16 protein-coding genes and 3 rRNA genes are annotated in these 26077 nt (G+C 70.5%); 3 read left to right on the plus strand and 16 right to left on the minus strand.

What is annotated here, in order from left to right; all coding sequences use genetic code 11:
* Nucleotides 1-21: 21 nt before the first annotated feature.
* The 4 genes from rrf to CP969_RS16235 all read right to left on the minus strand — a co-directional run bounded on the left by rrf (nucleotide 22) and on the right by CP969_RS16235 (nucleotide 6740).
* A 5S ribosomal RNA gene (rrf, locus tag CP969_RS16215) occupies nucleotides 22-138 on the minus strand.
* A gap of 70 nt (nucleotides 139-208) precedes the next feature.
* Nucleotides 209-3334, minus strand: a 23S ribosomal RNA gene (locus CP969_RS16220).
* Nucleotides 3335-3645: 311 nt separating this feature from the next.
* A 16S ribosomal RNA gene (locus CP969_RS16225) occupies nucleotides 3646-5176 on the minus strand.
* Together the 16S, 23S and 5S rRNA genes form the textbook arrangement of a ribosomal RNA operon.
* A gap of 556 nt (nucleotides 5177-5732) precedes the next feature.
* The gene (locus CP969_RS16235; protein WP_004987276.1) at nucleotides 5733-6740 is read right to left on the minus strand and encodes a stage II sporulation protein M; all 1008 of its coding nucleotides are present in this window, start codon (nucleotides 6738-6740) and stop codon (nucleotides 5733-5735) included.
* Nucleotides 6741-6866: 126 nt separating this feature from the next.
* Between CP969_RS16235 and CP969_RS16240 the strand changes: the two genes are divergently transcribed.
* The gene (locus CP969_RS16240) at nucleotides 6867-7889 is read left to right on the plus strand and encodes an RDD family protein (RefSeq protein ID WP_016825982.1); all 1023 of its coding nucleotides are present in this window, start codon (nucleotides 6867-6869) and stop codon (nucleotides 7887-7889) included.
* 19 nt (nucleotides 7890-7908) lie between these two features.
* Here CP969_RS16240 and CP969_RS16245 read toward each other — a convergent pair whose 3' ends face one another.
* The 9 genes from CP969_RS16245 to CP969_RS16285 form a co-directional block, all read right to left on the minus strand.
* Complete coding sequence (locus CP969_RS16245) at nucleotides 7909-8523, minus strand: hypothetical protein (protein ID WP_016825981.1); 615 nt, start codon at nucleotides 8521-8523, stop codon at nucleotides 7909-7911.
* A 153-nt stretch (nucleotides 8524-8676) separates the two neighbouring features.
* Nucleotides 8677-10134, minus strand: a complete 1458-nt coding sequence (gene ahcY, locus CP969_RS16250) for an adenosylhomocysteinase (protein WP_004987269.1) — start codon at nucleotides 10132-10134, stop codon at nucleotides 8677-8679.
* A 320-nt stretch (nucleotides 10135-10454) separates the two neighbouring features.
* Complete coding sequence (locus CP969_RS16255) at nucleotides 10455-11435, minus strand: cation diffusion facilitator family transporter (RefSeq protein WP_004987267.1); 981 nt, start codon at nucleotides 11433-11435, stop codon at nucleotides 10455-10457.
* Nucleotides 11436-11575: 140 nt separating this feature from the next.
* Entirely contained in the window at nucleotides 11576-12727 is a 1152-nt protein-coding gene (manA, locus tag CP969_RS16260) for a mannose-6-phosphate isomerase, class I (protein WP_016825979.1), read from the minus strand.
* 73 nt (nucleotides 12728-12800) lie between these two features.
* Nucleotides 12801-13928: an SIS domain-containing protein gene (locus CP969_RS16265; protein WP_004987264.1), complete on the minus strand. Its 1128-nt coding sequence runs from the start codon at nucleotides 13926-13928 to the stop codon at nucleotides 12801-12803.
* Between the two features lie 76 nt (nucleotides 13929-14004).
* Complete coding sequence (locus CP969_RS16270) at nucleotides 14005-14175, minus strand: Trm112 family protein (RefSeq protein WP_004987263.1); 171 nt, start codon at nucleotides 14173-14175, stop codon at nucleotides 14005-14007.
* 231 nt (nucleotides 14176-14406) lie between these two features.
* Nucleotides 14407-15771: a phosphomannomutase/phosphoglucomutase gene (locus CP969_RS16275; protein WP_004987257.1), complete on the minus strand. Its 1365-nt coding sequence runs from the start codon at nucleotides 15769-15771 to the stop codon at nucleotides 14407-14409.
* Between the two features lie 162 nt (nucleotides 15772-15933).
* A complete protein-coding gene (locus tag CP969_RS16280; protein ID WP_016825975.1) occupies nucleotides 15934-17550 on the minus strand; it encodes an L-lactate permease in 1617 nt (538 codons plus the stop codon).
* Nucleotides 17551-17779: 229 nt separating this feature from the next.
* Entirely contained in the window at nucleotides 17780-18205 is a 426-nt protein-coding gene (locus CP969_RS16285; RefSeq protein ID WP_004987254.1) for a DUF3499 domain-containing protein, read from the minus strand.
* 279 nt (nucleotides 18206-18484) lie between these two features.
* Between CP969_RS16285 and CP969_RS16290 the strand changes: the two genes are divergently transcribed.
* Complete coding sequence (locus CP969_RS16290; protein WP_078495406.1) at nucleotides 18485-18934, plus strand: metallopeptidase family protein; 450 nt, start codon at nucleotides 18485-18487, stop codon at nucleotides 18932-18934.
* 53 nt (nucleotides 18935-18987) lie between these two features.
* On the opposite strand, the gene CP969_RS16295 is transcribed toward CP969_RS16290, so the two are convergent.
* The 3 genes from CP969_RS16295 to CP969_RS16305 all read right to left on the minus strand — a co-directional run bounded on the left by CP969_RS16295 (nucleotide 18988) and on the right by CP969_RS16305 (nucleotide 24738).
* Nucleotides 18988-20580, minus strand: a complete 1593-nt coding sequence (locus tag CP969_RS16295) for a DUF5719 family protein (protein ID WP_016825972.1) — start codon at nucleotides 20578-20580, stop codon at nucleotides 18988-18990.
* Entirely contained in the window at nucleotides 20577-24248 is a 3672-nt protein-coding gene (locus tag CP969_RS16300; protein ID WP_078495405.1) for a glycosyltransferase family 2 protein, read from the minus strand. Before CP969_RS16300 ends, CP969_RS16295 begins: the two co-directional genes overlap by 4 nt.
* A 226-nt stretch (nucleotides 24249-24474) precedes the next feature.
* Nucleotides 24475-24738, minus strand: coding sequence for a WhiB family transcriptional regulator (locus CP969_RS16305; RefSeq protein ID WP_004987249.1), 264 nt, complete (start codon nucleotides 24736-24738; stop codon nucleotides 24475-24477).
* Between the two features lie 745 nt (nucleotides 24739-25483).
* Between CP969_RS16305 and CP969_RS16315 the strand changes: the two genes are divergently transcribed.
* The gene (locus CP969_RS16315) at nucleotides 25484-26065 is read left to right on the plus strand and encodes a cysteine dioxygenase (RefSeq protein WP_016825969.1); all 582 of its coding nucleotides are present in this window, start codon (nucleotides 25484-25486) and stop codon (nucleotides 26063-26065) included.
* Nucleotides 26066-26077: the final 12 nt, after the last annotated feature.

Genomic DNA, 26077 nt, shown 5'->3' on the forward strand with positions numbered 1-26077 from the left:
TTTCCCTTTTTCTCAAGAATTGTTCGGCGGCGTCCTACTCTCCCACAGGGTCCCCCCTGCAGTACCATCGGCGCGGTAGGGCTTAGCTTCCGGGTTCGGAATGTAACCGGGCGTTTCCCCTACGCTATGACCACCGAAACACTATGAAACAATCAACAACCGTTGGCTGTTCGTGGTTTCAGAACCAACACAGTGGACGCGAGCAGCTGAGGACAAGCCCTCGGCCTATTAGTACCGGTCACCTCCACACGTTACCGTGCTTCCAGATCCGGCCTATCAACCCAGTCGTCTGCTGGGAGCCTTACCCCATCAAGTGGGTGGGAGTCCTCATCTCGAAGCAGGCTTCCCGCTTAGATGCTTTCAGCGGTTATCCCTCCCGAACGTAGCCAACCAGCCATGCCCTTGGCAGGACAACTGGCACACCAGAGGTTCGTCCGTCCCGGTCCTCTCGTACTAGGGACAGCCCTTCTCAAGACTCCTGCGCGCACAGCGGATAGGGACCGAACTGTCTCACGACGTTCTAAACCCAGCTCGCGTACCGCTTTAATGGGCGAACAGCCCAACCCTTGGGACCGACTCCAGCCCCAGGATGCGACGAGCCGACATCGAGGTGCCAAACCATCCCGTCGATATGGACTCTTGGGGAAGATCAGCCTGTTATCCCCGGGGTACCTTTTATCCGTTGAGCGACGGCGCTTCCACAAGCCACCGCCGGATCACTAGTCCCGACTTTCGTCCCTGCTCGACCCGTCGGTCTCACAGTCAAGCTCCCTTGTGCACTTACACTCACCACCTGATTGCCAACCAGGCTGAGGGAACCTTTGGGCGCCTCCGTTACCCTTTAGGAGGCAACCGCCCCAGTTAAACTACCCATCAGACACTGTCCCTGATCCGGATCACGGACCCAGGTTAGACATCCAGCACGACCAGACTGGTATTTCAACGACGACTCCACGACCACTGGCGTGGCCGCTTCACAGTCTCCCAGCTATCCTACACAAGCCGAACCGAACACCAATATCAAACTGTAGTAAAGGTCCCGGGGTCTTTCCGTCCTGCTGCGCGAAACGAGCATCTTTACTCGTAGTGCAATTTCACCGGGCCTATGGTTGAGACAGTCGAGAAGTCGTTACGCCATTCGTGCAGGTCGGAACTTACCCGACAAGGAATTTCGCTACCTTAGGATGGTTATAGTTACCACCGCCGTTTACTGGCGCTTAAGTTCTCAGCTTCGCCTGGACGAATCCAAGCTGACCGGTCCCCTTAACGTTCCAGCACCGGGCAGGCGTCAGTCCGTATACCTCGCCTTACGGCTTCGCACGGACCTGTGTTTTTAGTAAACAGTCGCTTCTCGCTGGTCTCTGCGGCCACCCCCAGCTCACCGGGCAAAGCCGGATCACCAGTGATGGCCCCCCTTCTCCCGAAGTTACGGGGGCATTTTGCCGAGTTCCTTAACCATAGTTCACCCGAACGCCTCGGTATTCTCTACCTGACCACCTGAGTCGGTTTCGGGTACGGGCCGCCGTGCAACTCGCTAGAGGCTTTTCTCGACAGCATAGGATCATCCACTTCGCCGCAATCGGCTCGGCATCGGGTCTCAGACGATGTGCCAGGCGGATTTGCCTACCTGACGTCCTACACCCTTACCCCGGGACAACCACCGCCCGGGCTGGACTGCCTTCCTGCGTCACCCCATCACTCACCTACTACCAGCTCGGGTCACCGGCTCCACCACTCCGGCCTCGTCCGAAGACTCGGCCGGCGGCTTCACGGGCTTAGCATCACTGGATTCGGTGTCTGGCGCTGCACCGCGGGTACCGGAATATCAACCGGTTGTCCATCGACTACGCCTGTCGGCCTCGCCTTAGGTCCCGACTTACCCTGGGCAGATCAGCTTGACCCAGGAACCCTTAGTCAATCGGCGCACACGTTTCTCACGTGTGAATCGCTACTCATGCCTGCATTCTCACTCGTGAACCGTCCACAACTCGCTTCCGCGGCTGCTTCACCCGGCACACGACGCTCCCCTACCCATCACGATCCCCGTTGGGGGTACATATCGCAATGACACGACTTCGGCGGTACGCTTGAGCCCCGCTACATTGTCGGCGCGGAATCACTAGACCAGTGAGCTATTACGCACTCTTTCAAGGGTGGCTGCTTCTAAGCCAACCTCCTGGTTGTCTCTGCGACTCCACATCCTTTCCCACTTAGCGTACGCTTGGGGGCCTTAGTCGATGCTCTGGGCTGTTTCCCTCTCGACCATGGAGCTTATCCCCCACGGTCTCACTGCCGCGCTCTCACTTGCCGGCATTCGGAGTTTGGCTAAGGTCAGTAACCCGGTAGGGCCCATCGCCTATCCAGTGCTCTACCTCCGGCAAGAAACACACGACGCTGCACCTAAATGCATTTCGGGGAGAACCAGCTATCACGGAGTTTGATTGGCCTTTCACCCCTAACCACAGGTCATCCCCCAGGTTTTCAACCCTGGTGGGTTCGGTCCTCCACGAAGTCTTACCTCCGCTTCAACCTGCCCATGGCTAGATCACTCCGCTTCGGGTCTTGAGCGTGCTACTGAAACCGCCCTGTTCGGACTCGCTTTCGCTACGGCTTCCCCACCCGGGTTAACCTCGCAACACACCGCAAACTCGCAGGCTCATTCTTCAAAAGGCACGCAGTCACGAGAACGAGGCAAGCCTCGTTCCGACGCTCCCACGGCTTGTAGGCACACGGTTTCAGGTACTATTTCACTCCCCTCCCGGGGTACTTTTCACCATTCCCTCACGGTACTCTCCGCTATCGGTCACCAGGGAATATTTAGGCTTGGCGGGTGGTCCCGCCGGATTCACACGGGATTTCTCGGGCCCCGTGCTACTTGGGTGTCTCTCCAACGAGCCGCTGACGTTTCGGCTACGGGGGTCTTACCCTCTGCGCCGGACCTTTCGCATGTCCTTCGCCTACGCCAACGGTTTCTGACTCGTCCCACGGCCGGCAGACCGTGGAAGAGAGATCCCACAACCCCGCATGCGCAACCCCTGCCGGGTCTCACACGCCTGCGGTTTGGCCTCGTCCGGTTTCGCTCGCCACTACTCCCGGAATCACGGTTGTTTTCTCTTCCTGCGGGTACTGAGATGTTTCACTTCCCCGCGTTCCCTCCGCACTGCCTATGTGTTCAGCAGCGGGTGACAGCCCATGACGACTGCCGGGTTTCCCCATTCGGACACCCCCGGATCACAGCCTGGTTGACGGCTCCCCGGGGCCTATCGTGGCCTCCCACGTCCTTCATCGGTTCCTGGTGCCAAGGCATCCACCGTGCGCCCTTAAAAACTTGGCCACAGATGCTCGCGTCCACTGTGCAGTTCTCAAACAACGACCAGCCACCCGTCACACACCGCTCACGCGGCGCTGCACCGGGGCCGGCGACCGAAGACCCGGCCTGGCGGCCGTGCCCTCAGACACCCAACAGCGTGCCCGACACCCCCGCCCCCGTCGTTCCGTTCCACGCCGAAGCAGTACTGGGAAGACAAGCGGTCGAGTGTGCCGAGTAGTCAACGTTCCACCCATGAGCCACCAGCATCGGACGTGCGCCGATGGACTGGCCTCTGACCGCGATCCCGCAGGGACGCGGTGAGAAGTGCTCCTTAGAAAGGAGGTGATCCAGCCGCACCTTCCGGTACGGCTACCTTGTTACGACTTCGTCCCAATCGCCAGTCCCACCTTCGACGGCTCCCTCCCCAGGGGGGTTGGGCCACCGGCTTCGGGTGTTACCGACTTTCGTGACGTGACGGGCGGTGTGTACAAGGCCCGGGAACGTATTCACCGCAGCAGTGCTGATCTGCGATTACTAGCGACTCCGACTTCATGGGGTCGAGTTGCAGACCCCAATCCGAACTGAGACCGGCTTTTTGAGATTCGCTCCACCTCGCGGTATCGCAGCTCATTGTACCGGCCATTGTAGCACGTGTGCAGCCCAAGACATAAGGGGCATGATGACTTGACGTCGTCCCCACCTTCCTCCGAGTTGACCCCGGCGGTCTCCCGTGAGTCCCCAGCACCCCCGGAGGGGCCTGCTGGCAACACGGGACAAGGGTTGCGCTCGTTGCGGGACTTAACCCAACATCTCACGACACGAGCTGACGACAGCCATGCACCACCTGTACACCGGCCACAAGGGGGACCGTGTCTCCACGGTTTTCCGGCGTATGTCAAGCCTTGGTAAGGTTCTTCGCGTTGCGTCGAATTAAGCCACATGCTCCGCCGCTTGTGCGGGCCCCCGTCAATTCCTTTGAGTTTTAGCCTTGCGGCCGTACTCCCCAGGCGGGGCACTTAATGCGTTAGCTGCGGCACGGACGACGTGGAATGTCGCCCACACCTAGTGCCCACCGTTTACGGCGTGGACTACCAGGGTATCTAATCCTGTTCGCTCCCCACGCTTTCGCTCCTCAGCGTCAGTGTCGGCCCAGAGATCCGCCTTCGCCACCGGTGTTCCTCCTGATATCTGCGCATTTCACCGCTACACCAGGAATTCCGATCTCCCCTACCGAACTCTAGCCTGCCCGTATCGACTGCAGACCCGGGGTTGAGCCCCGGGCTTTCACAACCGACGCGACAGGCCGCCTACGAGCTCTTTACGCCCAATAATTCCGGACAACGCTCGCGCCCTACGTATTACCGCGGCTGCTGGCACGTAGTTAGCCGGCGCTTCTTCTGCAGGTACCGTCACTTGCGCTTCTTCCCTGCTGAAAGAGGTTTACAACCCGAAGGCCGTCATCCCTCACGCGGCGTCGCTGCATCAGGCTTGCGCCCATTGTGCAATATTCCCCACTGCTGCCTCCCGTAGGAGTCTGGGCCGTGTCTCAGTCCCAGTGTGGCCGGTCGCCCTCTCAGGCCGGCTACCCGTCGTCGCCTTGGTGAGCCGTTACCTCACCAACCAGCTGATAGGCCGCGGGCCCATCCTGCACCGCCGGAGCTTTCCACGCGCATCGGATGCCCGAGCGCGTCGTATCCGGTATTAGACCCCGTTTCCAGGGCTTGTCCCGAAGTGCAGGGCAGATTGCCCACGTGTTACTCACCCGTTCGCCACTAATCCCCACCCGAAGGTGGTTCATCGTTCGACTTGCATGTGTTAAGCACGCCGCCAGCGTTCGTCCTGAGCCAGGATCAAACTCTCCGTGAATGTCTCCCCGTGAATCGGGGCGCACACAACACGGGAGCGGAACGCCGGGAGGAATAGTCCCGGCGTTCACAGCGTCCTCGCTGTGTTTCTTCAAAGGAACCTCGACCATCCGAAGACCGGATGGACGGGGTATCAACATATCTGGCGTTGACTTTTGGCACGCTGTTGAGTTCTCAAGGAACGGACGCTTCCTTCGTACTCACCCCTCCGGGCTTTCCTCCGGGCGCTTCCCTTCGGTCTTGCGCTTCCGACTCTATCAGATCTTTCCGATCCGATTTCCTCGGTGCTTTCCGGGGTCCCGCTTCCGCGTTTCCCTTTCCGGCGAACCCGACTTTATCAGAAGTTTCAGGGCGGATTGACCGGCCTTCGTTTCCGATTCATCGGGAGGGTGCTTCTTCGAAATCGGTGTCTCGAGAAGCGGATAGATGTCACTGTCGCCTTCAGGGTCAGACCCCATCTCCAGGCAACTGTTCGAATCTACCTCCCCACAGCTTCCGTGTCAACGGCTCCCGTGGGGCGAAGAGGAGACTAGCAGCTGAACGGACCGCCGTGCACATCAGGCCGCCGTCGGGACCGTGGCACTGCGCTCGGCTGCCTCCAGGTCGCCGGTCTCCCCGGCGCGCGCCGCACGTCCGCCCAGGACGTAGACGTAGGCCAGGAAGGCCAGCTCGGCAGCGACTCCGATGGTGATGCGTGCCCAGGTGGGCAGGCCCGAGGGCGTGACGAAGCCTTCGATCGCGCCGGAGACGAAGAGCACCACGGCGAGGCCGATCGCCATGGCCAGGGCTGCTCGCCCCTCTTCCGCGAGCGCCGTGCGGCGGGTGCGGGGGCCCGGGTCGATGACGGTCCAGCCGAGGCGGAGACCGGTTCCCGCGGCGACGAAGACCGCGGTCAGTTCGAGGAGGCCATGGGGCAGCACGAGGCCGAGGAAGGTGTCGAGGCGGCCGGCGGAGGACATCAGGCCGAAGCCGACACCCAGGTTGAGCATGTTCTGGAAGAGGATCCAGAGGACCGGTAGCCCCAGGAAGACGCCCAGGATCAGGCAGAGGGCGGCGGCCCACGCGTTGTTCGTCCAGACCTGGGCGGCGAAGGAGGTCGCGGGGTGGCTCGAGTAGTACGTCTCGTACTGGCCGCCGGGGCGGGTGAGCTCGCGCAGTTCGCCCGGTGCCGCGATGGACGCCTGTACTTCGGGGTGGGTGCTTATCCACCAGCCGAGCAGTGCCGCGACGGCTGTGGAGAGGAGGGCCGTGGGCACCCACCAGTGACGTGACTTGTAGACGGCCGCCGGGAAGCCGTGGGTGAAGAAGCGGGTGGCGTCCCGCCAGGATGCGCGCCGGGCGCCCGTGACCGCGCTCCGCGCACGGGCCACCAGCTGGCTGAGCCGGCCGGTCAGCTGGGGATCCGGCGCGGCCGACTGGATCAGGGAGAGGTGGGTGGCGGTGCGCTGGTAGAGGACGACGAGTTCGTCGGCCTCCGCGCCCGTGAGGCGGCGCTGCCGCCGGAGCAGGGCGTCGAGGCGGTCCCACTCCGCACGGTGGGCGGAGACGAAGACGTCGAGGTCCATCGGTGTGCCTGCTCCTCGGCTGCTGAATCGATGATCTGCTTGATCGGCTCGTCGTACTGCGGTGCGATGTGTCCTCAGCTTGGCAGACTGGCGGTGTTCGGGGCAGGCCAGGAAAGGGCGGCGGGTGTGAGTGAGCTGGTGACGGGCGAGGCGGTGGCGTTGGAACTGCGCCCCGCGAGGCTGCCCAGCAGGGCCCTGGCCGTGCTGCTCGACCTGGCGGCGGCCGTGGCGGTCTACATCGTCGTGACCATCGCCCTGGTGGCCTCCACGGCTTCCCTGGACCAGGCGGCGCAGACGGCGATAACGATCGCGGTGTTCGTCCTCGTGCTGGTGGGCGGGCCGATCGCGGTCGAGACGCTCAGTCACGGGCGGTCGCTCGGGAAGCTGGCGTGCGGGCTCCGGGTGGTGCGGGACGACGGGGGGCCGATCCGGTTCCGGCACGCGTTGGTGCGGGGTCTGATCGGTGTGATCGAGATCCTGATGACGTTCGGGGTCGTGGCCTGCATCGCCTCCCTGGTGTCGGCGCGTGGCCGGCGGCTCGGGGACGTGTTCGCGGGGACTCTGGTCGTGCGGGAACGGGTGCCGGTCGGACAGGACGGTTTTGTGCCGCCGCCGCCCCCGTGGCTGGCCGGGCGGTTCTCGGGGCTCGATCTGTCGGCGGTGCCCGACGGCCTGTGGCTCGCCGTCCGGCAGTACCTGACGCGGATGCGGCAGCTGGACCCGCAGGTCGGCTGGGCGATGGCGGAGCGGCTGGCAGCGGACCTGGCGGAGCGTACGGGGGCGCCGGTGCCCCCGGGGGTGCCGCCGGCCGCGTATCTGGCGGCGGTGCTGCAGGAGCGGCAGGCCCGGGAGGCCCGGCGGGCCTTCGGGAACGGGGCGGCCGCGGGCGGCGGTCACGCCGGCACCGCCGCTCCGGCGGAGAGCCGCCCCCTGCCCGCTCGTCCCCCCGCGGTCGTGCCGCCGGATGTACGACCGACCGTCCCGTCGGCGGATCCGTCGGCGGACCCGCGGGCCGTGCCGCCCGGGACGCCGTCGGTGCGTTCCGCCGCGGAGGACGGGGACGCGCCGGCCGGTGGGCAGCGGACCGGCACGCCGCGGGAGGCGGCGCCGGCCGATCGTCCCTCGACGGGGTTCGCACCGCCGTCGTAGGTCGCGCCGGGCACGCCGCTCAGTCGAAGACCGACGGGGGTGACGCGAGGTCCTCCAACTCGATGCCGGGGGCGGCCAGGACCACGTCCCCGGCGATGTGCACGGTGTGCTGTTCGCCTGTGTCCAGGGCTGTGACCTGGTATGCGTCCACGGTCAGGGGGCCGTTGTCAGTGGCGTGTGCTTCTCTTTCCACCAGTTGCCAGGACTGGTCCACGGTGCGCGGGGCGAGGACCGGGTCCGTGAAGGCGACGAGGCGTACGCGGGTGGCCGGTGCCGAGGGGGTGAGGCGCAGAAGACGGGTGGTGGCGACGAGGAACGCGGGGGACGAGCCGGTGAAGGCGTGGGCGCGCACATTGCCTTCGGTGGCGTGGGCCCCGGTGGGGTCCGTGCGGACCCAGGTGACGCCGTCGAGGGCGGCGCCGCGGACCTGCCAGCTCGCGGCGTGGAGTTCGAGGCGGAGGGGGCGGCCCAGTTCGTCGAGGGCGAGGTCGACCGAGCCCAGGTGATCGCCGGAGGGGGCGGTGAGCTGGGAGACGTAGCGCCAGCCGGAGGGGCCGAGGGCGCAGTGGAAGTGCTCTTCTGCGAGGGGGGTGTGATCGTGCGGATCGTGGAGCGCATATCGGCCGCGGGGCATGGGGGTCCTGGGTCGTGACGGGCTGGGCCGGCCGGTCGCCGGTCCGCCAACGGGGCAGGCCCCCGGCACGGGGGTGCGGGGGCCTGCTTCGGAGGACCTGCTGCCGGGGAGCGCGTCGGTGCACGGACGCGCTCGCTCGGTGGGAGCGTGGGCTCAGTAGCGGTAGTGGTCCGGCTTGAACGGGCCCTCGACCTTCACACCGATGTACTCGGCCTGCTCCGGGCGGAGCGTGGTCAGCTTCACGCCGAGCGCGTCGAGGTGGAGGCGGGCGACCTTCTCGTCGAGGTGCTTGGGCAGCACGTAGACACCGATCGGGTAGGCGTCGGGCTTGGTGAACAGCTCGATCTGGGCCAGGGTCTGGTCCGCGAAGGAGTTGGACATCACGAACGACGGGTGGCCGGTGGCGTTGCCCAGGTTCAGCAGGCGGCCCTCGGACAGGACGATGATCTTCTTGCCGTCGGGGAAGGTCCAGGTGTGGACCTGCGGCTTGACCTCGTCCTTGACGATGCCGGGGATCTTGGCGAGGCCGGCCATGTCGATCTCGTTGTCGAAGTGACCGATGTTCCCGACGATCGCCTGGTGCTTCATCCTGGCCATGTCGGAGGCCATGATGATGTCCTTGTTGCCGGTGGTGGTGATGAAGATGTCGGCCGTCTCGACGACCTCGTCCAGCGTCGTGACCTGGTAGCCGTCCATCGCCGCCTGCAGGGCGCAGATCGGGTCGATCTCGGTGACGATGACGCGGGCGCCCTGTCCGCGCAGGGACTCCGCGCAGCCCTTGCCCACGTCGCCGTAGCCGCACACGACCGCGGTCTTGCCGCCGATCAGCACGTCGGTGGCGCGGTTGATGCCGTCGATCAGGGAGTGCCGGCAGCCGTACTTGTTGTCGAACTTCGACTTGGTGACGGCGTCGTTGACGTTGATCGCCGGGAACAGGAGGGTGCCGTCGCGCTGCATCTCGTACAGGCGGTGGACACCGGTCGTGGTCTCCTCGGTGACACCGCGGATCTCGGAGGAGAGCTGGGTCCACTTCTGCGGGTTCTCGCCCAGGGTGCGGGTGAGCAGCTCGAGGATGACGCGGTGCTCGTCGGACTCGGCGGTGTCGGGCGAGGGGACCTTGCCGTCCTTCTCGTACTGGACGCCGTTGTGGACCAGCAGGGTGGCGTCACCGCCGTCGTCCAGGATCATGTTGGGGCCGCCGGTGGGGCTGTCCGGCCAGGTCAGCGCCTGCTCCGTGCACCACCAGTACTCCTCGAGGGTCTCGCCCTTCCAGGCGAAGACCGGGACGCCCTGCGGGTTGTCGGGCGTGCCGTTCGGGCCGACGGCGATGGCGGCCGCGGCGTGGTCCTGGGTGGAGAAGATGTTGCAGGACGCCCAGCGGACCCGCGCGCCCAGGGCGACCAGGGTCTCGATCAGGACGGCGGTCTGCACGGTCATGTGCAGGGAGCCGGTGATGCGGGCGCCGGCCAGGGGCTGGGCGTCGGCGTACTCCTTGCGGATCGCCATCAGGCCGGGCATCTCGTGCTCGGCGAGGGTGATCTCCTTGCGGCCGAACTCGGCCAGGGAGAGGTCGGCGACCTTGAAGTCCTGTCGGTTGTCGACAGTCGTCATTGCGAGCTGCTCCTCGGTGTCGGGGGCGAGGTGGGTACGGCTGGTCTGCGCGGCGGCGGACACAGGAGTGCCCGGAAGAGGACACGGTCATGCCCGCGTGCGCGCAGCGCAGTCCGTCGGAGGCCCTCTCTCCCTCGGCCGGTCCGCGGTGGGACCGCCCGACCGCCATCAGCAGCGACGTCTGGCTCCGTCCCAAGCTACACCGCCCGACCCGGCCTCCCCCAGTCCGCCCGCGAACACATCGGGCCGACCTGGCGGGCGCCGTGCCTCCGGTGACCGGTCCGGCGGCTTCGTTCGCGGGCGGGCGGTGCGTGCCGGGCTCAGTGTCCGGCGTCGTGCGGCGCGGGGCCGCCGGGGGTGGCTTCGGGGTCGGCTCCCTTGACGGCTTCGGTCTCGCTGTAGATGTCGGGCTCGAGGTAGATCACGCGGGCGATCGGGACGGCCTCGCGGATGCGGGACTCGGCGGCGTCGATGGCGGTGGCGATCTCCGCGGCCGTGTCCTCGTGCCGCACCGCGATCTTCGCGGCGACCAGCAGCTCCTCCGGGCCGAGGTGGAGGGTGCGCATGTGGATGATGCGGGTGACGGTGTCTCCGTCGACGACGGCGGCCTCGATCTTCCGGGTCTCCTCGGCGCCCGCTGCCTCACCGAGCAGCAGGGACTTCGTCTCGGCGGCGAGGACCAGGGCGATCAGGATGAGCAGGATGCCGATGCAGAGGGTGCCGATGCCGTCCCAGACGCTGTCACCGGTGAGCAGGGCGAGGCCGACACCGCCGAGGGCGAGGATCAGACCGACGAGCGCACCGAGGTCCTCCAGGAGGACGACCGGCAGTTCGGGGGCCTTGGAGTGGCGGACGAACTCCTTCCAGGAGCGGCGGCCGCGCAGGGCGTTGGACTCCTTGATGGCGGTGCGGAAGGAGAAGGACTCGGCGATGATCGCGAAGACCAGGACGCCGACCGGCCAGTACCAGTGCGTCAGCTCGTGCGGGTTCTTGATCTTCTCGTAGCCCTCGTAGAGGGCGAACATGCCGCCGAGCGAGAAGAGCACGATGGAGACGAGGAAGGCGTAGATGTAGCGCTCGCGGCCGTAGCCGAAGGGGTGCTGCGGGGTGGCCCGGCGCTGTGCCTTCTTGCCGCCGACCAGCAGCAGGGCCTGGTTGCCGGAGTCGGCGACCGAGTGCACGGACTCGGCGAGCATCGACGAGGAGCCGCTGAAGAGGAACGCCACGAACTTCGCTACCGCGATCGCGAGGTTGGCGACGAGTGCCGCCACGATCGCCTTGGTGCCGCCTGACGCGCTCATGTGTTCGCGTGGTCCCTTCGTACGCCGTTTCCGGGCCCGGACGTGCGCGTGCGTACGTCCGGGCCCGTGTCCGTCCTTTGACGGTGGGCCATTGTTGCAGCCCGGTCGGGCACGGCGTGCCGGGTTGTCGCATGCGACGGTCAGGCGACGACCGTGGCCCTGAACAGCGTTCCGGTACCCGCCACTTCGGCCTTTTCACCCGCGGGGACGAACACGGAGGTGCCCGGGGACAGCTCGTGCTCGCCCGCGCGGACCGAACCGGCCGTGCAGAGCAGGACCTGCGGGGTGGTCAGGGTCAGGTCGTGGGTGGCGCCGCCCGCGGGGAGGACGTAGCGGGAGAGGCGGAACTCGTCGGTGGGGGTCTCGTAGACCTCCTCGCCGTCCGGGTTGGCCTCCGGGCGCAGGACGCCGGGGTCGCCGGCCTCGAAGCGGACGATGCGCAGGAGTTCGGGGACGTCGACGTGCTTGGGGGTCAGCCCGCAGCGCAGGACGTTGTCGGAGTTGGCCATGATCTCGACACTGAGACCGTTGAGGTAGGCGTGCGGGACGCCGGCGCCGAGGAAGAGCGCCTCGCCGGGCTGGAGCCGGACGTGGTTGAGGAGCATCGCGGCGAGGACGCCGGGGTCGCCCGGGTAGTGGTGGGCTATGTCGGCGTAGGGGGCGTACGCGCCGCCGAGGCGGTCGCAGGCGGCGGCCACCTCCGTGACGGTGTGCGCCGTCTCCTCGGGGTCGGCGGTGAGGATCGCGGTGAGGACCTCGCGCAGGGCGGCGTCCTCGGGGCGGGCGTGCAGCAGGTCGACGTACGGCTTGAGGGAGTCCACGCCGAGGCCGTCGAGGAGTTCGGCGGTGCGCAGCGGGTCGCGGAAGCCGCACAGCCCGTCGAACTCGGTGAGGGCGCAGACCAGTTCCGGCTTGTGGTTGGCGTCCCGGTAGTTGCGGTGCGGGGCGTCGGCGGGGACGCCGCGGCGCTCCTCGTCCGCGTAGCCCTCCTTCGCCTGGTCCAGGTCGGGGTGGACCTGGAGGGAGAGCGGGGCTCCGGCGCCGAGGAGCTTGAGGAGGAAGGGCAGGTGCGGGCCGAACTTCGCGACCGACGCCGCGCCGAGCTCCTTCTCCGGGTCGGCGTCGATGACCTCGGCCAGCGTGCCGCGCGCGGTGCGCGAGGGAGCCCCGGGGTGGGCACCCATCCACATCTCCGCCTGCGGCTCGCCGGTCGGCTCGGTGCCGAGCAGCCGCGGGATGGCGGTGGTGGAACCCCAGGCGTAGGGGCGGATGGTGTTGTCGAGGCGGTCCATGGGGCTCTCTGTGTTCCTTCTGCCGTGTCTCGTGCGTACGCGCGCCAGGGAGGACAGTGCGTCCTGGGCATGATCAGGTTCTGGAAGCGAGCGCCAGGTAAACGGCGGCGAAATCCGTGACGGCGATCAGTTCCGCGAGGGTCTCCAGTTCGCCGCCCTCCTCCGGCTCCAGCTCGCTGATCGGCGTGTCGTGGCTGAGGGCCAGGTCACGGGCGGCCGGGGCGGCGGTGAGGCCGCCGATGGGGCGGTCGCGGAGCAGCACCACGCGCGCGTGCAGGGCGGGCGGTTCCTCGACCCGGTCGCGGAAGAAGTCGTCCGGGTCCGCGCTGGCGGCGAGCGGGCCGGCGAGCAGGGCGCTGTGCGCGGCGAGTGCCTCGGGGAGTTCGGCGACGACGGCGGGGATGCCGGACAGTTCGGCGAGCGCGGCGGCGAAGCGGCGGCCGGCCGGGCCGGCCGAGACGCCCTCGGTCCACACGATGGGCAGCGCGTCGGCGAGTTCCGCGGCCAGCGTCTTGGCCGGGTTGCTGTAGGTCGCGATGGCCGGGCCGCAGCGTTCGGCGATGCGGTCGAGGCGGTCGGCGACCTTGTCCAGGGCGTCCGGCGGGGCGGTGAGCAGGCCGGTGCGGTCCAGCAGCGCGAGCAACGGGGTGAGCAGCGACCACAGGACCCCGGGGGCGGCCGCGGCGAGGGGTTCGTCCTGGTCGTAGGGCGCGGTGGCCATGGGGACGAACAGGCCGTGGGAGCCGTTCACGGCCTCGGCGAGCGGGGTGCGGGCGGGCGCCACGGCGACGACGGTGCAGCCGCGGCGGTACGCCTGCTCGGAGAGCAGGGCCAGGCCCGGTTCGGTGCCGTCGGGGGTGGCGATCAGCAGCAGGTCCACGGAGCCGGCCCAGCCGGGCAGCTCCCAGCGCAGTGCTCCCGCGGCGGGCGCGACGCCGGTCGGCGCGAGCCGGGTGACGGGGCTGCCGGAGCCGGCCAGGGTGCCGAGGAGGTCGGCGGCCTGGGTGGCGGCGGCGCCGGGTCCCGCGATGAGGACGGCGCGGGGGCGGCCGTCCGGTACGAGGTCGTGGACGCCGGCCTCGGCGGCGTGTCGGACGGCCGTGCGGACGCGGGCGCCCGCTTCGGCGGCGCCGCGGAGCAGGGCGCGGTGGTCGGCCTCGGCGAGGCCCTCGGGTGAGTCGAGCAGCGGTTCGTCGAGCATGGGCGGCAGCCTCCGGTCGGCGTGGCGTCGGGTCGCGGCGCCGGGTCGCTGGTGCGCCGGGTCGCCGGATCGTCGGTTACGCGGGGCGGCGGGCCTCGTCGACGAGGAGGACGGGGATGCCGTCGCGGACCGGGTACGCCAGACCGCAGTCCTGGCCGGTGCAGACGAGCTCGGTGTCCTGCTCTTCGAGGGGGGAGTGGCAGGCCGGGCAGGCGAGGATCTCCAGGAGGCCGGCTTCGAGCGCCATGGGGGTTCCCTTCGGGGGCGGGCGTATGCGGATGTGCCTGGTCAGGGTACCGCCGGTGGGCGCGGGACGGGCGGGCTGTGGATGTTGAGCCCTGAACCGCTTCCGGGAGGGGGGACGGGTGCTCACGCCACCGCGGGGCGGCGGCCGGTACGCCGGGCCGGCCCGTGCGGGGCGGACCGCGCTCCCGCCCCGGACGGTCCCGGCCCCGCACGTTCTCAGTCCCGCCCGGTCTCAGCCCCGGATGATCGCCAGGGCCTCGTCGCGCACCCTGGCCATCGTCGCCTCGTCGCGGGCCTCCGCGTTCAGGCGGAGGAGCGGTTCGGTGTTGGAGGGGCGGACGTTGAACCACCAGTCGGCGGACGTGACGGTGAGGCCGTCCAGTTCGTCCAGGGTGACGCCCTCGCGGCCCTCGTACGCGGCCCGGATCGCGGCGAGGCGGGCGGTCTGGTCGTCGACGGTGGAGTTGATCTCGCCCGAGCCGGCGTAGCGGTCGTACTGGGCGACCAGGGCGGACAGGGTGCCCTGCTGGCCGCCGAGGGCGGCGAGGACGTGCAGGGCGGCCAGCATGCCCGTGTCGGCGTTCCAGAAGTCGCGGAAGTAGTAGTGCGCGGAGTGCTCGCCGCCGAAGAGGGCGCCGGTCCTCGCCATCTCGGCCTTGATGAAGGAGTGGCCCACGCGGGTGCGGGCGGGGGTGCCGCCGTTCTCCCGCACGACCTCGGGCACCGACCAGGAGGTGATCAGGTTGTGGATGACCGTGCCCCTGCCGCCGTTCCTGGCCAGCTCGCGGGAGGCCACCAGAGCGGTGATCGCGGACGGGGGGACCGGCTCGCCCCGCTCGTCGACGACGAAGCAGCGGTCGGCGTCGCCGTCGAAGGCGAGACCGAGGTCGGCGTCCTCCTCGCGGACCCGCTTCTGCAGGTCGACGAGGTTGGCCGGGTCGAGGGGGTTGGCCTCGTGGTGGGGGAAGGTGCCGTCGAGTTCGAAGTACATCGGGACGAGGGTGAGCGGCAGGCCGGCGAAGACCGTCGGGACGGTGTGCCCGCCCATGCCGTTGCCCGCGTCGACGACGACCTTCAGGGGGCGGACGGAGGTCAGGTCGACGAGCGAGCGCAGGTGTGCCGCGTAGTCGTCCAGCGTGTCGCGCCGGGTGACCGTCCCCGTCGTGGCCGCCGGCTCCGGGGCGCCCGACTCGCTCCACCGCTCGACGAGTTCGCGGATCTCGGCCAGACCGGTGTCCTGGCCGACCGGGGCGGCGCCCGCGCGGCACAGCTTGATGCCGTTGTACCGCGCCGGGTTGTGGGAGGCGGTGAACATCGCGCCCGGCAGGTCCAGCGCGCCCGAGGCGTAGTAGAGCTGGTCGGTGGAGCACAGGCCGATCTCGGTCACGTCGGCGCCCTGGGCCGCCGCACCGCGGGCGAAGGCGCCCGACAGGCCCGGGGAGGAGGGCCGCATGTCGTGCCCGGTGACGATCGCGTCCGCGCCGGTCACCCGGACGAAGGCGGCGCCGAAGAGCTCGGCCAGGGACTCGTCCCACTGGTCGGGAACGACCCCGCGCACGTCGTACGCCTTCACGATCTGAGACAGATCAGCAGCCACGGCCAACCCTTCCGGAAGTCCTGTCGGTCCCCACAAACTACCCGTAGCCCCCCGCAGGGGATGACGCTCCACCGGGACCACCGGACGGGGGCCCGGCGGAGGCATCGGGCCGGTCACGGGTCGGGGCTCACGGGGCACGGAACACGGGCTACGAAGCACGGGTCACGGCAGCATCCAGCCGAGCGCCGCCGTGCTCTGCCCCACCACGATCAGGCACATCACCAGCAGCAGGCCGAGGCTCCAGGGCAGCACCTTGCGCAGCAGGTCCCCCTCACGGCCCGCCAGTCCGACGGCCGCGCAGGCGATGGTGAGGTTCTGCGGCGAGATCATCTTGCCGAGGACACCGCCGGAGCTGTTCGCCGAGGCGAGCAGCTCCGGTGACAGCCCGGACTGCCGTGCGGCGGTCACCTGGAGGGCTCCGAAGAGGGCGTTGGCGGAGGTGTCCGATCCGGTCACCGCGACACCGAACCAGCCCAGCACCGGTGACAGGAACGCGAGTCCGGCCCCCGCCGCCGCCACGAAGTGGCCGATCGTGGCCGCCTGGCCGGAGAGGTTCATCACGTAGGCGAGCGCCAGCACGGAGGTCACCGTGAGGATCGCGAACCGCAGTTCGCGCACCGTCGCCAGCCACTCCCCGACCGCCACGCGCGCGTGCAGGCCGATCACGGCCGCCGTGCACACCCCGGCGAACAGGACGAGGGTGCCGCCGGTGGAGACGATCGGCCAGGTGAACACGTTGCCGCCGACGGGCTCCCCGCCCGGTCCGGCGACGTCCAGGAACGGCCAGTCGTAGGTCTGGGTGGCGTCGGCGAGCCGGTCCTTGACCGCCGGGACCTGCGCGACGGAGAAGACCGCCACGATCAGCGCGTAGGGGGCGTAGGCGCGCAGGACCTCCCCGCGCGGGTCCTCCTCGTCCAGTTCCCCGCTGCGCGCACCGGTCAGCACGCAGGCGCGCACGGCCTCGGGGGCGGACACGCGCGCGCGGGGCACCGCGACCAGGGCGCCCGCGCCGGCCAGGGCGGCGCCGATGTCGGCGAGTTGCGCGGAGACGTAGTTGGACGCGGCGAACTGGGCGACGGCGAAGGCGGCTCCGCAGACCAGCGCGGGCACCCAGGTGTCCCGCAGCCCGCGCCGGCCGTCCACCAGCCAGACCAGCGCCAGCGGCACCACGAGGGCCAGCAGCGGGGTCTGGCGGCCGACCACGGACGCCACGGAGTCCAGGGGCAGCCCGGTGACCTGTGCGAGCGTGACGACCGGCGTGCCCATGGCCCCGAAGGCCACCGGCGCGGTGTTGGCGACCAGCGCGACGACGGCGGCGCGCACCGGATCGAAGCCGAGTGCCACGAGCATCACGGCGGAGATCGCGACGGGCGCCCCGAAGCCGGCGAGCGCCTCCAGCAGCGCGCCGAAGCAGAAGGCGACGACCAGCGCCTGGATCCGCGGATCGTCGGAGAGCCGGCCGAAGGAGCGGCGCAGGATGTCGAAGTGCCGGGTGCGGACGGTCATCCGGTACACCCACAGGGCGTTCACGACGATCCACAGGATCGGGAAGAGGCCGAAGACGGCTCCCTGGGCGGCGCCGGAAACCGTCTGGCCCAGCGGCATGCCGTAGACGAGCCAGGCCACGAGGACGGCGCCCAGCAGGCCGATCAGGCCCGCCAGGTGCGCCTTCATGCGGACCCCGCCGAGCAGGGCCAGGACGACCACGAGGGGCAGGGCCGCCACGAGGGCGGAGAGGCCCAGTGAGCCGGCTACGGGTTCCAGTTGCTGGACGTACACGGACGCCTCCCGGATTCCGCCATGCGAAAGCGATTTCTCACAACCCTGGGAGGAATGGTCGTGTCCGCGACAAGTTCGCGTCAATGGGGATGCCGTGCCCGGTGTGCGGGCGGAGGAGAACGGAGAAGGCGGAGAAGGCGGAGAAGACAGAGAAGGCGGGGACGGCGGGGAAACCGGAGAGGGGAGAGGAGGCGGAGGAAAAGGGGGAAGGGAGGAGGGAGCGGCGCCGTCAGTTGTCCGGCGAGCGGAGCACCCTCAGGTGGCCGCGGCGTGCGACCTCCATGGGATCGGCGGCACGCCCTCCGCCGGCGGCTCCCGCCGCCCGCTCCTGGGGCCGGGCCGCCTCGCGCACGGCGTTCGCCAGCGCTTCCAGGTCGTCCCCGCTGGGCTGGGCCGGGGCCGAGCCGTCGAGGAGGCGGACGACCTCCCAGCCGCGCGGCGCGGTGAGGCGCTCGGAGTGCTCGGCGCACAGGTCGTAGCAGTGGGGTTCGGCGTAGGTGGCGAGCGGGCCGAGGACCGCGGTCGAGTCGGCGTAGACGTACGTCAGCGTCGCGACGGCGGGACGGCCGCAAGCGGTGCGCGAACAGCGACGTACAGGGCTCACGATGTTGGACGGTACCGCACTCTTGAGCGGGCCGCGACGACTCTCCCCCAGGTCACTCCACCGTGTCGTGGCGTGAAACGTCCCACATACCCTTTTGGGCCTACCTTGCCGACCTGCTCCGACGCCCCGTCCGGGACGCCGGACGATTCTGATTCCGGTCACCAGTTGGTACAAACACTGTCAAACGGCTTGAGATCACCGGTCCTGGAGAGATACGGAATCGAGCCCAACCTTGGCTGGAACGGTCAGGTACTGACACGCCGTGCGGTACGGCCCGAAGGCGCGTGGGGACCGGGCGGGTGGGGCCGGCGCCGACTACCCTGCACAGTGATGGACAGCCCCGTGACACCCCGTGCCGCCGCCCCCGGGCCCCGACGCCGTGATCGCCACGGTCGGGGCATGCGCGGCCCGATCGCACCGCCCCAGGTGCCGCTCGCCGCCAGCCGCGCGGAGACGTTCGCGGACCTGGTGCAGGACTCCGTGGAGCGGCTGGAGCGGCGGTGGCCGCAGCTCGCCGACATCGATTTCCTCGTGCTGGAGGTGCCGCGGCTGGACGGGGCCGGGCTGGGCTGGAGCGACGAGGCGGTGCCCCTGGGCGGGACGGCGCCCGCGCGCGAGGGGCGTCCCGCGCGGGTGGTGGTCTACCGCCGGCCGGTCGAGATCCGCACCAAGGGGCGCGACGAGCGGGCGGCGCTCGTCCACGAGGTCGTGGTCGAGCAGGTGGCGGACCTGCTCGGGCTGACGCCGGAGACCGTGGACCCCCGGTACGGGGAGGACTGACGGCGGGCGGGACGCGGCTGCCGTACGCACGCCTGCCGCGCCCCGCCCGCCGGTCACCTCTGCAGGACCGACAGGTCCTCCTCCGCCTTCGGCACCGCCACCGTGCCGCGGTCGTCCGGGAGGGTCTGGACGGTGAAGGCCGGGACGTCGTCCTGCGTCGCCGTGAGGGTCCGGGAGGCGTAGACGGGGGTGTCCGACTGGGGCTCGATCGTGAGGGCGTAGGTGCCCTTCAGGCCGTCCGGCACGGGGAGGTCGATGTTCTGCGTGGTGCCGGACTTGATCGTGTACGTCTTGGACGCCGGCGTGCCGCCCTCGGTGCCCGCCGAGGCGGTGACCTTGATCCGGGCGGTGCCCTCGGGGGCGGTCACCGAGAGGGTCGTCCCCTCGGCGGTGTTGCCGGCGGACGTCGCGCGGGTGCCGACCGGTCGCGCGGCCGGGATGAACGCCGACTCCCGGGCGTCGCCCTCGCCGCGCAGCACGCGCACGGCCGCCACGACCGGCACGGCGCCGTTCGTGGGCGTCAGGACCAGGGAGCCCGCCTCGCCGCGCGTGAGGTCGCCCAGGTCGACGGCCGCCGTCATGCCGCCCTTCACCCGGAGCGTCTCCTGACCGGCGGGGGTGATCAGGCCGGAGGGGGAGGCGAGGCGCACCTTAAGGTCGGCGTCGGCGTCGCCGGGGGCGAAGGCGACCAGGCGGACGGCGGTGGCGTCCTTCGGAATGCCGGGCAGGACCAGGCTGCCCGCGGGATCGGTCGACGCGGCCAGCCAGTCGCCGCCCAGCTCCGCGTCCAGGGCCTGTACGGCCGCGCCGACCCGGCCGCTGCGGACGACGACGTGCACGGTCACGTCGGTCTGCTCCTCCTCGGTGAGCGTGGACAGCAGGATCGGCTCGGTGGCGTGCGGCCCGACCGTGATGCCCTCCCCCACCGTCGTCTCGAGGGCACCGTCCTCGCCGTAGAGCTCGACGTCCACCACCGCGGCCGAGTCGCCGGGGTTGGTCAGGTGGACGTAGTCGGTGCGGTCGGCGTCGGTGCTGGCGCCCGGGAACCAGAACTCGGTGTCCGGCGCGGTGCAGGTGACGCCCTGCAGGCCCCGGCCCGTGCCCGCGGCGACCTCGGTCGTCTGCTGCACGGTCCAGCCGGGCGCGAAGCGGCCGTCGGCGGTGCCGACGAGCGCGGGCGCCTCGCCTCCGCTGGTGTCCCCGGTGGCCGGCTTGCCGGGCTCCCCGGGCGCGAGGACGGGGTCCTCGGGCTTGCCGCCCTTGCCCCCCTTGCCGCCCTCGTCGCTCTTGCCGTCCTCGCCGTCCTTGTCGCTCTCGGTGCCCTCGGTGCTCTCGTCGCCCTCGGCGTCCCCGGCGTCCTGCTCGTCGTCCGGCCCGGTCTCCGACCGCTCCGCCGCCCGGAGTTCGGCCCCGCCCTTGTTCTCCGTGCCCTTCGTGACCGGTGTGAAGGACGTGTACGTGGTCTCGGCGAGGTCGGAGGTGCTGGGCGGCGGGCACAGCAGGCTCGTGCGTTCCACGGGCAGGTGGGCCGCCGCCTCGGCGGTGTCGCCGGTGGCCGCGGGGTCCGGTGCGGACAGCGCGGCGAAGCCGGTGACGGCGGCGAGCGCGGTGGCCGCCGCGATCAGGGACAGGGTGGTGCGGTTCACTGCTGGCTCCCGTCGGGACGCTCACTGCCCGTGCCGTGGGGGTCGTACGGCGTGTCGTAACCCTGCGCGTAGGTCTGGTCGTAGCCCTGTCCGTACGTCTGGTCGTACGGCGTCTGCTGGGGCTGGGCGCCGTAGGCGTACGGGTCGTACGGGCCGTCCTGGTAGGGGGCGTCCTGGTACGGCGTGCCGTAGGCGTCCGTCGCGTACTGCTGGTACTGCTCGCCGGTGTGGGCGGTGCCGGGTCCGGCGTCCGCGTAGGCCGCGGTGTCCCACGCGCCGTAGTCGGGCTGGTGCGGAACCGGCGCCGGGTGCTGCTCCGGCAGGGCGGGGAACTCCTCGTCGCCGCCCGCCTCTTCGGCGGTGGCCTCGGTTTCGGCTTCGGCCTCGGCCTGGGCGCGCAGGCGGCGGGCGCGGCGTCCCTCGCCGGCGAGCGCCTCGGCGGGGACGGCGGGCTCCTCGGGGAGGTCGTCGTCGACGTCGCGGCGGCGGCCGGGCAGGGCCATGACGACGAGGACGACGGCGAGCAGGCCCTGGGCCCACAGCCAGGCGGTGTGGGTGACCGGGGTGTCGTAGGTGACGTCCAGCCTGCCGCCGGAGGCGGGGAGTTCGAAGCCCTGGGCCCAGCCGTCGACGGTGGTGCGGGACAGCGGCCTGCCGTCCAGGGTGGCGGTCCAGCCCTCCGCGGCGGAGTCGGCGAGGCGGAGGATCCGGCCCTCGCCGCCGGCCGGGATCTCGGTGTGGATCTCGACGGGACCGGCGGCGACGGGCCGCGGCTCGCCCCCGGCGCCCTGGGCGGGGACGATGCTCGCGCGGGCGACCTCCCGGTCGACCCGCCACAGCGCGCCGCCCGCCTGCTGGCTGAGCCGGGTCAGGCCGGGGGTGGCGTCCAGGACGCGGGAGACCTCACGGGGGGCGCCCTGGTGGACCAGGACGTAGCGCACGGCGAACCCGCCGAGCTGGTCGGCCTGGTCGGCGCCGGAGCCGGCGACGAGGTTGGCGACGACCTTGTCGAGCCGGGTGTTCCCGCCGTCCACCGCGGCGATCTCGGCGTCGCCCATGCGGGTGCCGGAGCCGCGGACCAGCATGTAGCGGACGCGGGCGGTGGAGTCGCTGTCGAGGACGAGGGTGCGGGCCTGGTCGCGGGTGGCGCTCTCCTCGGCGACGAACGCGGGCACCTGGGCGGGGTCGCGCCGCTCCACGGGCCCGTCGGCGCCGCGGATCACCCAGCCCGCGGCGGCCAGCAGCGGGCCGACGGCGCAGGCGAGGGCGATCAGCACGGCGACCGGCTGGCGCCAGCCGAAGCTCTGCTCGGCGACCCGCGCGCGTGCCCCGTCGGCACCGAGCGCGGCGGCGGCCAGGACGGCGATGCCGTAGACGAGGGTCGCGGGGCCGGCCCAGGCGGAGGCGTTGGACAGGACCGCGAAGACGAGGCCCACCAGGGCGGCCGTCCAGGCGGTGAGGATGGCCGTCCGCCGCTCGGCGCGGAGCAGGGCGGCGAGGGCGGCGAGCACCAGGCCGACGAGCAGCAGGCCGCCGACCGTGCCGGGGCCGCCCGGGCTCGCGCCGAGCAGGTCGAGGGCGGAGGCGGCGGAGGGGCCGTGCTCCAGGCCGGCTTCCCGGAAGAAGCCGAAGGGGAGGAGGGAGAACGACCAGGGGGCGAGGACGAGCATCGGCGCGCCCAGCTGGGCCAGGAAGCGCAGCGCGTACGCCGTGATGTCGGTCCGGCGCAGGGCCAGCACGCCGAGGCCGAGGACCAGGGCGACGGGCCACACGATCGGGGTGAACGCGGTGGTCACGGTGAGCAGCAGCGCGTACGCCCAGGTGGCGCGCCAGCTTCCGCGGGCGCCGTCGGGGTTCGCCAGGCCGCTCGCGGCGATGCCCGCGCGGGCGACGAGGGGCAGCAGCACGGCGAGGACGGCGGTGCCGACGCGGCCGCCGGCCAGGGCGCCGGTGGCGGCGGGCAGGAAGGCGTAGGCGACGGCCGCCCACGCGCGCAGCAGCCGGGACTCCACGAGCGGGCGGGAGGCGAAGTACGCGGTGATGCCGGCCAGCGGCACCGAGCAGACGAGCAGGATCGTGACGGCGAGGCCGGTCGAGCCGAGCAGCAGGGAGGCGAAGGCCGCCACGACGGCGAGGTAGGGCGGCGCGGATCCGGTGCCGCCGGCGCCCACCGTGTGCCAGGCGTCGGTGTAGCGCGCCCACAGCTCACCGGAGTCCGCGGGCACGGGCAGCAGGGCACCGCCGGCGAGCGCGCCGCCGCCGAGGAGGGCGCGGCAGGCCGCGAGGGAGGCGAGCAGCAGCACCAGGAAGAGCACCGGGCCGGGCCGGCGGGCGATGCGCTTGAGCCGGGCGAACTGCTCGACCTCCAGGAAGTCGGCGTCGTCGCCGCCGGGCCCGGACTCGATGGCGCCGCCGTGCCGCCCGGCGCCGGAGGCGGCCTCGGGGTCGGAGCGGCCCACGAGGTTGCTCGCGATCTGTTCGACGGTGACGCGGACGGTCGCGCCGGGCGGCGGGAGCAGGGCCCGCAGTTCGCCCTTGTCGATCCGCGGGCTGCCGCGGTGGCGCCGTCCGGCGAGGATCCGTTCGGGCCGCAGCAGGGTGCCCATGAGGCCGCGGATCTCGTCGACGGCCTGCCCGGGGACCTTGCCGACGAGGTAGGCGAGGGTGCGCAGCAGGGTGCCGAGGACCAGGCGCAGCAGCACCCAGGGCAGCGCGGCGGTACGGGTGTTGACGAGCAGGGTGTAGACGGCGCCCGCCTTGTCCACCTTGTGCGGGGAGGCGGAGGTGCGGCCCACGCAGTCGACGGTGCGGCGCTCGCGGGAGGCCGCCTCGGCGTGCCGGACGACCGCGTCGGGGGCGACGAGGACCCGGTAGCCGGCCGAGTGGGCGCGCCAGCACAGGTCGACGTCGTCGCGCATGAGGGGCAGGTGGCGGTCGAACCCGCCGAGCTCCTCGAAGACGTCGCGGCGGACGAGCATGCCGGCGGTGGACACCGACAGCACGGGCCGGACGTGGTCGTGCTGGCCCTGGTCCTGCTCGCGGCGGTCCAGACCGGTCCAGCGGCGCCCGGAGTTGGCGATGGAGACGCCGACCTCCAGCAGTTGCCGGCGGTCGTACCAGCCGCGGAGCTTGGGGCCGACGACGGCCACGTCGTCGCGGCCGAGCTCGTACTCGTTCTCCACGACGCGCAGCATCCGGGCCAGCGCGTCGGGTGCGGGGGCGCAGTCGTCGTGCAGCAGCCACAGCCACTGCACCGGCTCGCCGTGCGGGAGTTCGGGCAGGTCGTAGGCGTCGTCGCGCCAGCTGCGGGTGACCGGGTCCCAGCCGCTCGGCCGCTTCAGGTAGGGCAGTTCCTCGGGGGTGAGGAGGGGGGCGCCGCGGTGGCACTCCTCGACGGCCTGGCCGAAGCCGGTGCGCCGGGCGAGGTGCAGCACCCGGTCCTCGCCGAGCGCGTCGGTGACCAGCCGGGCGGAGTCGTCCGCACTGCCGGTGTCGGCGCCCATGGCGAACTGGACCGGGCGCTCCTGGCCGAGCAGCCCGGCGAGCGCGTCGGGCAGCCAGCGGGCGCCGTCGTGGGAGACGAGGACCGCGGTCACCACGTGACGCGGGAACTCGGGAGCGGCAGCGGCGGCGTCTTGGCGGGCTGCCGTGTGGGTGTGCACGGACATCGAGGTACGGGCCCCGGTTCGGTGGACTGCGGGGACGCCCGCGCCCGGAGGGGGCGGTGGGGCGTCGCGGACGAGCGACCACACTATCGGCTGGCCGAAGCGGCGGCCCGCCGCCTGTGGACAACCCACCTGCAACGGGCCGTAAGTGACGTACGTGCGGAAGTGATGTGCGTACGGCGGTGAGGTGTGCGGCGTCGACGTGCGTACGGCGGCGAGGTGCCGTACGTCAGACGGCGGCCTTCTTCAGCCGGCGGCGCTCGCGCTCGGACAGGCCGCCCCAGATGCCGAAGCGCTCGTCGTTGGCGAGGGCGTACTCGAGGCACTCGGAGCGGACCTCGCAGGCGAGGCAGACCTTCTTGGCCTCCCGGGTCGAACCGCCCTTCTCGGGAAAGAAGGACTCGGGGTCGGTCTGGGCGCACAGCGCGCGCTCCTGCCAGCCGAGTTCCTCGTCCGCGTCGTCGGCCAGCAGTTGCTGCACCAGCTCGGTCATGTGCGCCCCTCGTCCGTCTTTCGCGTCCCCGTGATGTAGCCGTTACCGATACCGGCTGAACGACACGAGTGAAATTACAAGTGTGCTGCTCCGGGCGAGTCAAGCCGAGATCTGCTATTGGGCCCCTTATTCACTCTGCGGAACCAAGGCCGAGCGGAAAGTGTTCAAATCACCCTAAACCTTGACACGCGGAGGGGGTCCCCCAGGGCCCCCCGACCCGCGCAGAGCCTCCGCGGGAAGGACGCCCGGGATTTCGATCCCGTTCCGACACCCGGGTCCGGGCGAACCGGATCACAGTCCGATCACGGGATCGCAACGGCGCCCGGTGCGCCCGGCCGTGCGCACCATGTGTCCCGGGAACCGCCTGAGCAAACCTTTCACCCGGGAGATGAACCGGATGAGGTGAAACATGTCCCACATAACGGGCGTCAAGTTGACAGTGGAGGTGTGAGCCGGTGTCCTAATGGGCATGCTCGCGAACTTGGCGCTCACCTCGACCCGCCCCGCCGGGTCCCTCGGTGCTGCCCGCGCTCGCTGTAGCTGTTGCTGTTCCGGCTGTTGAGCCCTCTCCCCCTCGACCTTCCTCGAGCGGGAGACACCCCGCCGCTCCGGCCGCCGAGCCACCCCTCGCTCGGTCCCCGCTTCCCCGCTCCGACCGGGGCACCCCCGGCGCCGCCCGTGACCCGGGCGCCCGCGACGCGAGACACCGCCCCCACCCCTTCTCCGCCGAGGAACCACCGCACCCATGAACAGCGACAGCGACCTGCAGATCGCCGGCGACATCCTCGAAGTCCCCCACCTGCTCCAGGCCCCCCGCGAGCACCCGGCCACCGTCGCCGAGTTCGTCGGCCTGGCCCGCTCCATCGCCGCCGACCGCTCCCAGTGGGAGCACCTCGTGCGGTACGACGCGACCAGCCGCTGGTACCACCGGCTGCGCGCCGTCCCCCGGGCTCCCGGCTCCGCCCCGGCGGGGGAGACCCCCCTCGGCTACGAGGTCTGGCTGCTGTCCTGGGTGCCCGGGCAGGGCAGCGGACTCCACGACCACGGCCGCTCCTCCGGCGTGCTGACCGTGCTGGACGGCGCCCTGACCGAACGCACCGGGCGCGGCACGCGCACGTTGGCGGCGGGGGCGCAGCGCGTGTTCGCGCCGGGCTACGTCCACGAGGTCGTCAACGACACGCTGGAGCCCGCGGTCAGCCTGCACGTCTACTACCCGGGCCTGACGGAGATGCCCATGCTCACCCCGTCCCGGCTCCGTTCGACCGGGCAGACCCCCGCCGCCCCGCACTGCGAGGCGCGCACGGCACCCGGGTCCGTGACCGCCTGACACGCCGTCGCC

It is taken from the genome of Streptomyces viridosporus T7A (assembly GCF_008704515.1).
In the GTDB taxonomy this organism is placed as follows: Bacteria; Actinomycetota; Actinomycetes; order Streptomycetales; family Streptomycetaceae; genus Streptomyces; species Streptomyces viridosporus.

Excerpts from the sequence above, each read along its gene's own strand:
- CP969_RS16235 (WP_004987276.1), bottom strand. The coding sequence starts at position 6,740 with ATGGACCTCGACGTCTTCGTCTCCGCCCACCGTGCGGAGTGGGACCGC.
- CP969_RS16245 (WP_016825981.1), bottom strand. The coding sequence starts at position 8,523 with ATGCCCCGCGGCCGATATGCGCTCCACGATCCGCACGATCACACCCCC.
- ahcY (WP_004987269.1), bottom strand. The coding sequence starts at position 10,134 with ATGACGACTGTCGACAACCGACAGGACTTCAAGGTCGCCGACCTCTCC.
- CP969_RS16255 (WP_004987267.1), bottom strand. The coding sequence starts at position 11,435 with ATGAGCGCGTCAGGCGGCACCAAGGCGATCGTGGCGGCACTCGTCGCC.
- manA (WP_016825979.1), bottom strand. The coding sequence starts at position 12,727 with ATGGACCGCCTCGACAACACCATCCGCCCCTACGCCTGGGGTTCCACC.
- CP969_RS16265 (WP_004987264.1), bottom strand. The coding sequence starts at position 13,928 with ATGCTCGACGAACCGCTGCTCGACTCACCCGAGGGCCTCGCCGAGGCC.
- CP969_RS16270 (WP_004987263.1), bottom strand. The coding sequence starts at position 14,175 with ATGGCGCTCGAAGCCGGCCTCCTGGAGATCCTCGCCTGCCCGGCCTGC.
- CP969_RS16290 (WP_078495406.1), top strand. The coding sequence starts at position 18,485 with ATGGACAGCCCCGTGACACCCCGTGCCGCCGCCCCCGGGCCCCGACGC.
- CP969_RS16300 (WP_078495405.1), bottom strand. The coding sequence starts at position 24,248 with ATGTCCGTGCACACCCACACGGCAGCCCGCCAAGACGCCGCCGCTGCC.
- CP969_RS16305 (WP_004987249.1), bottom strand. The coding sequence starts at position 24,738 with ATGACCGAGCTGGTGCAGCAACTGCTGGCCGACGACGCGGACGAGGAA.
- CP969_RS16315 (WP_016825969.1), top strand. The coding sequence starts at position 25,484 with ATGAACAGCGACAGCGACCTGCAGATCGCCGGCGACATCCTCGAAGTC.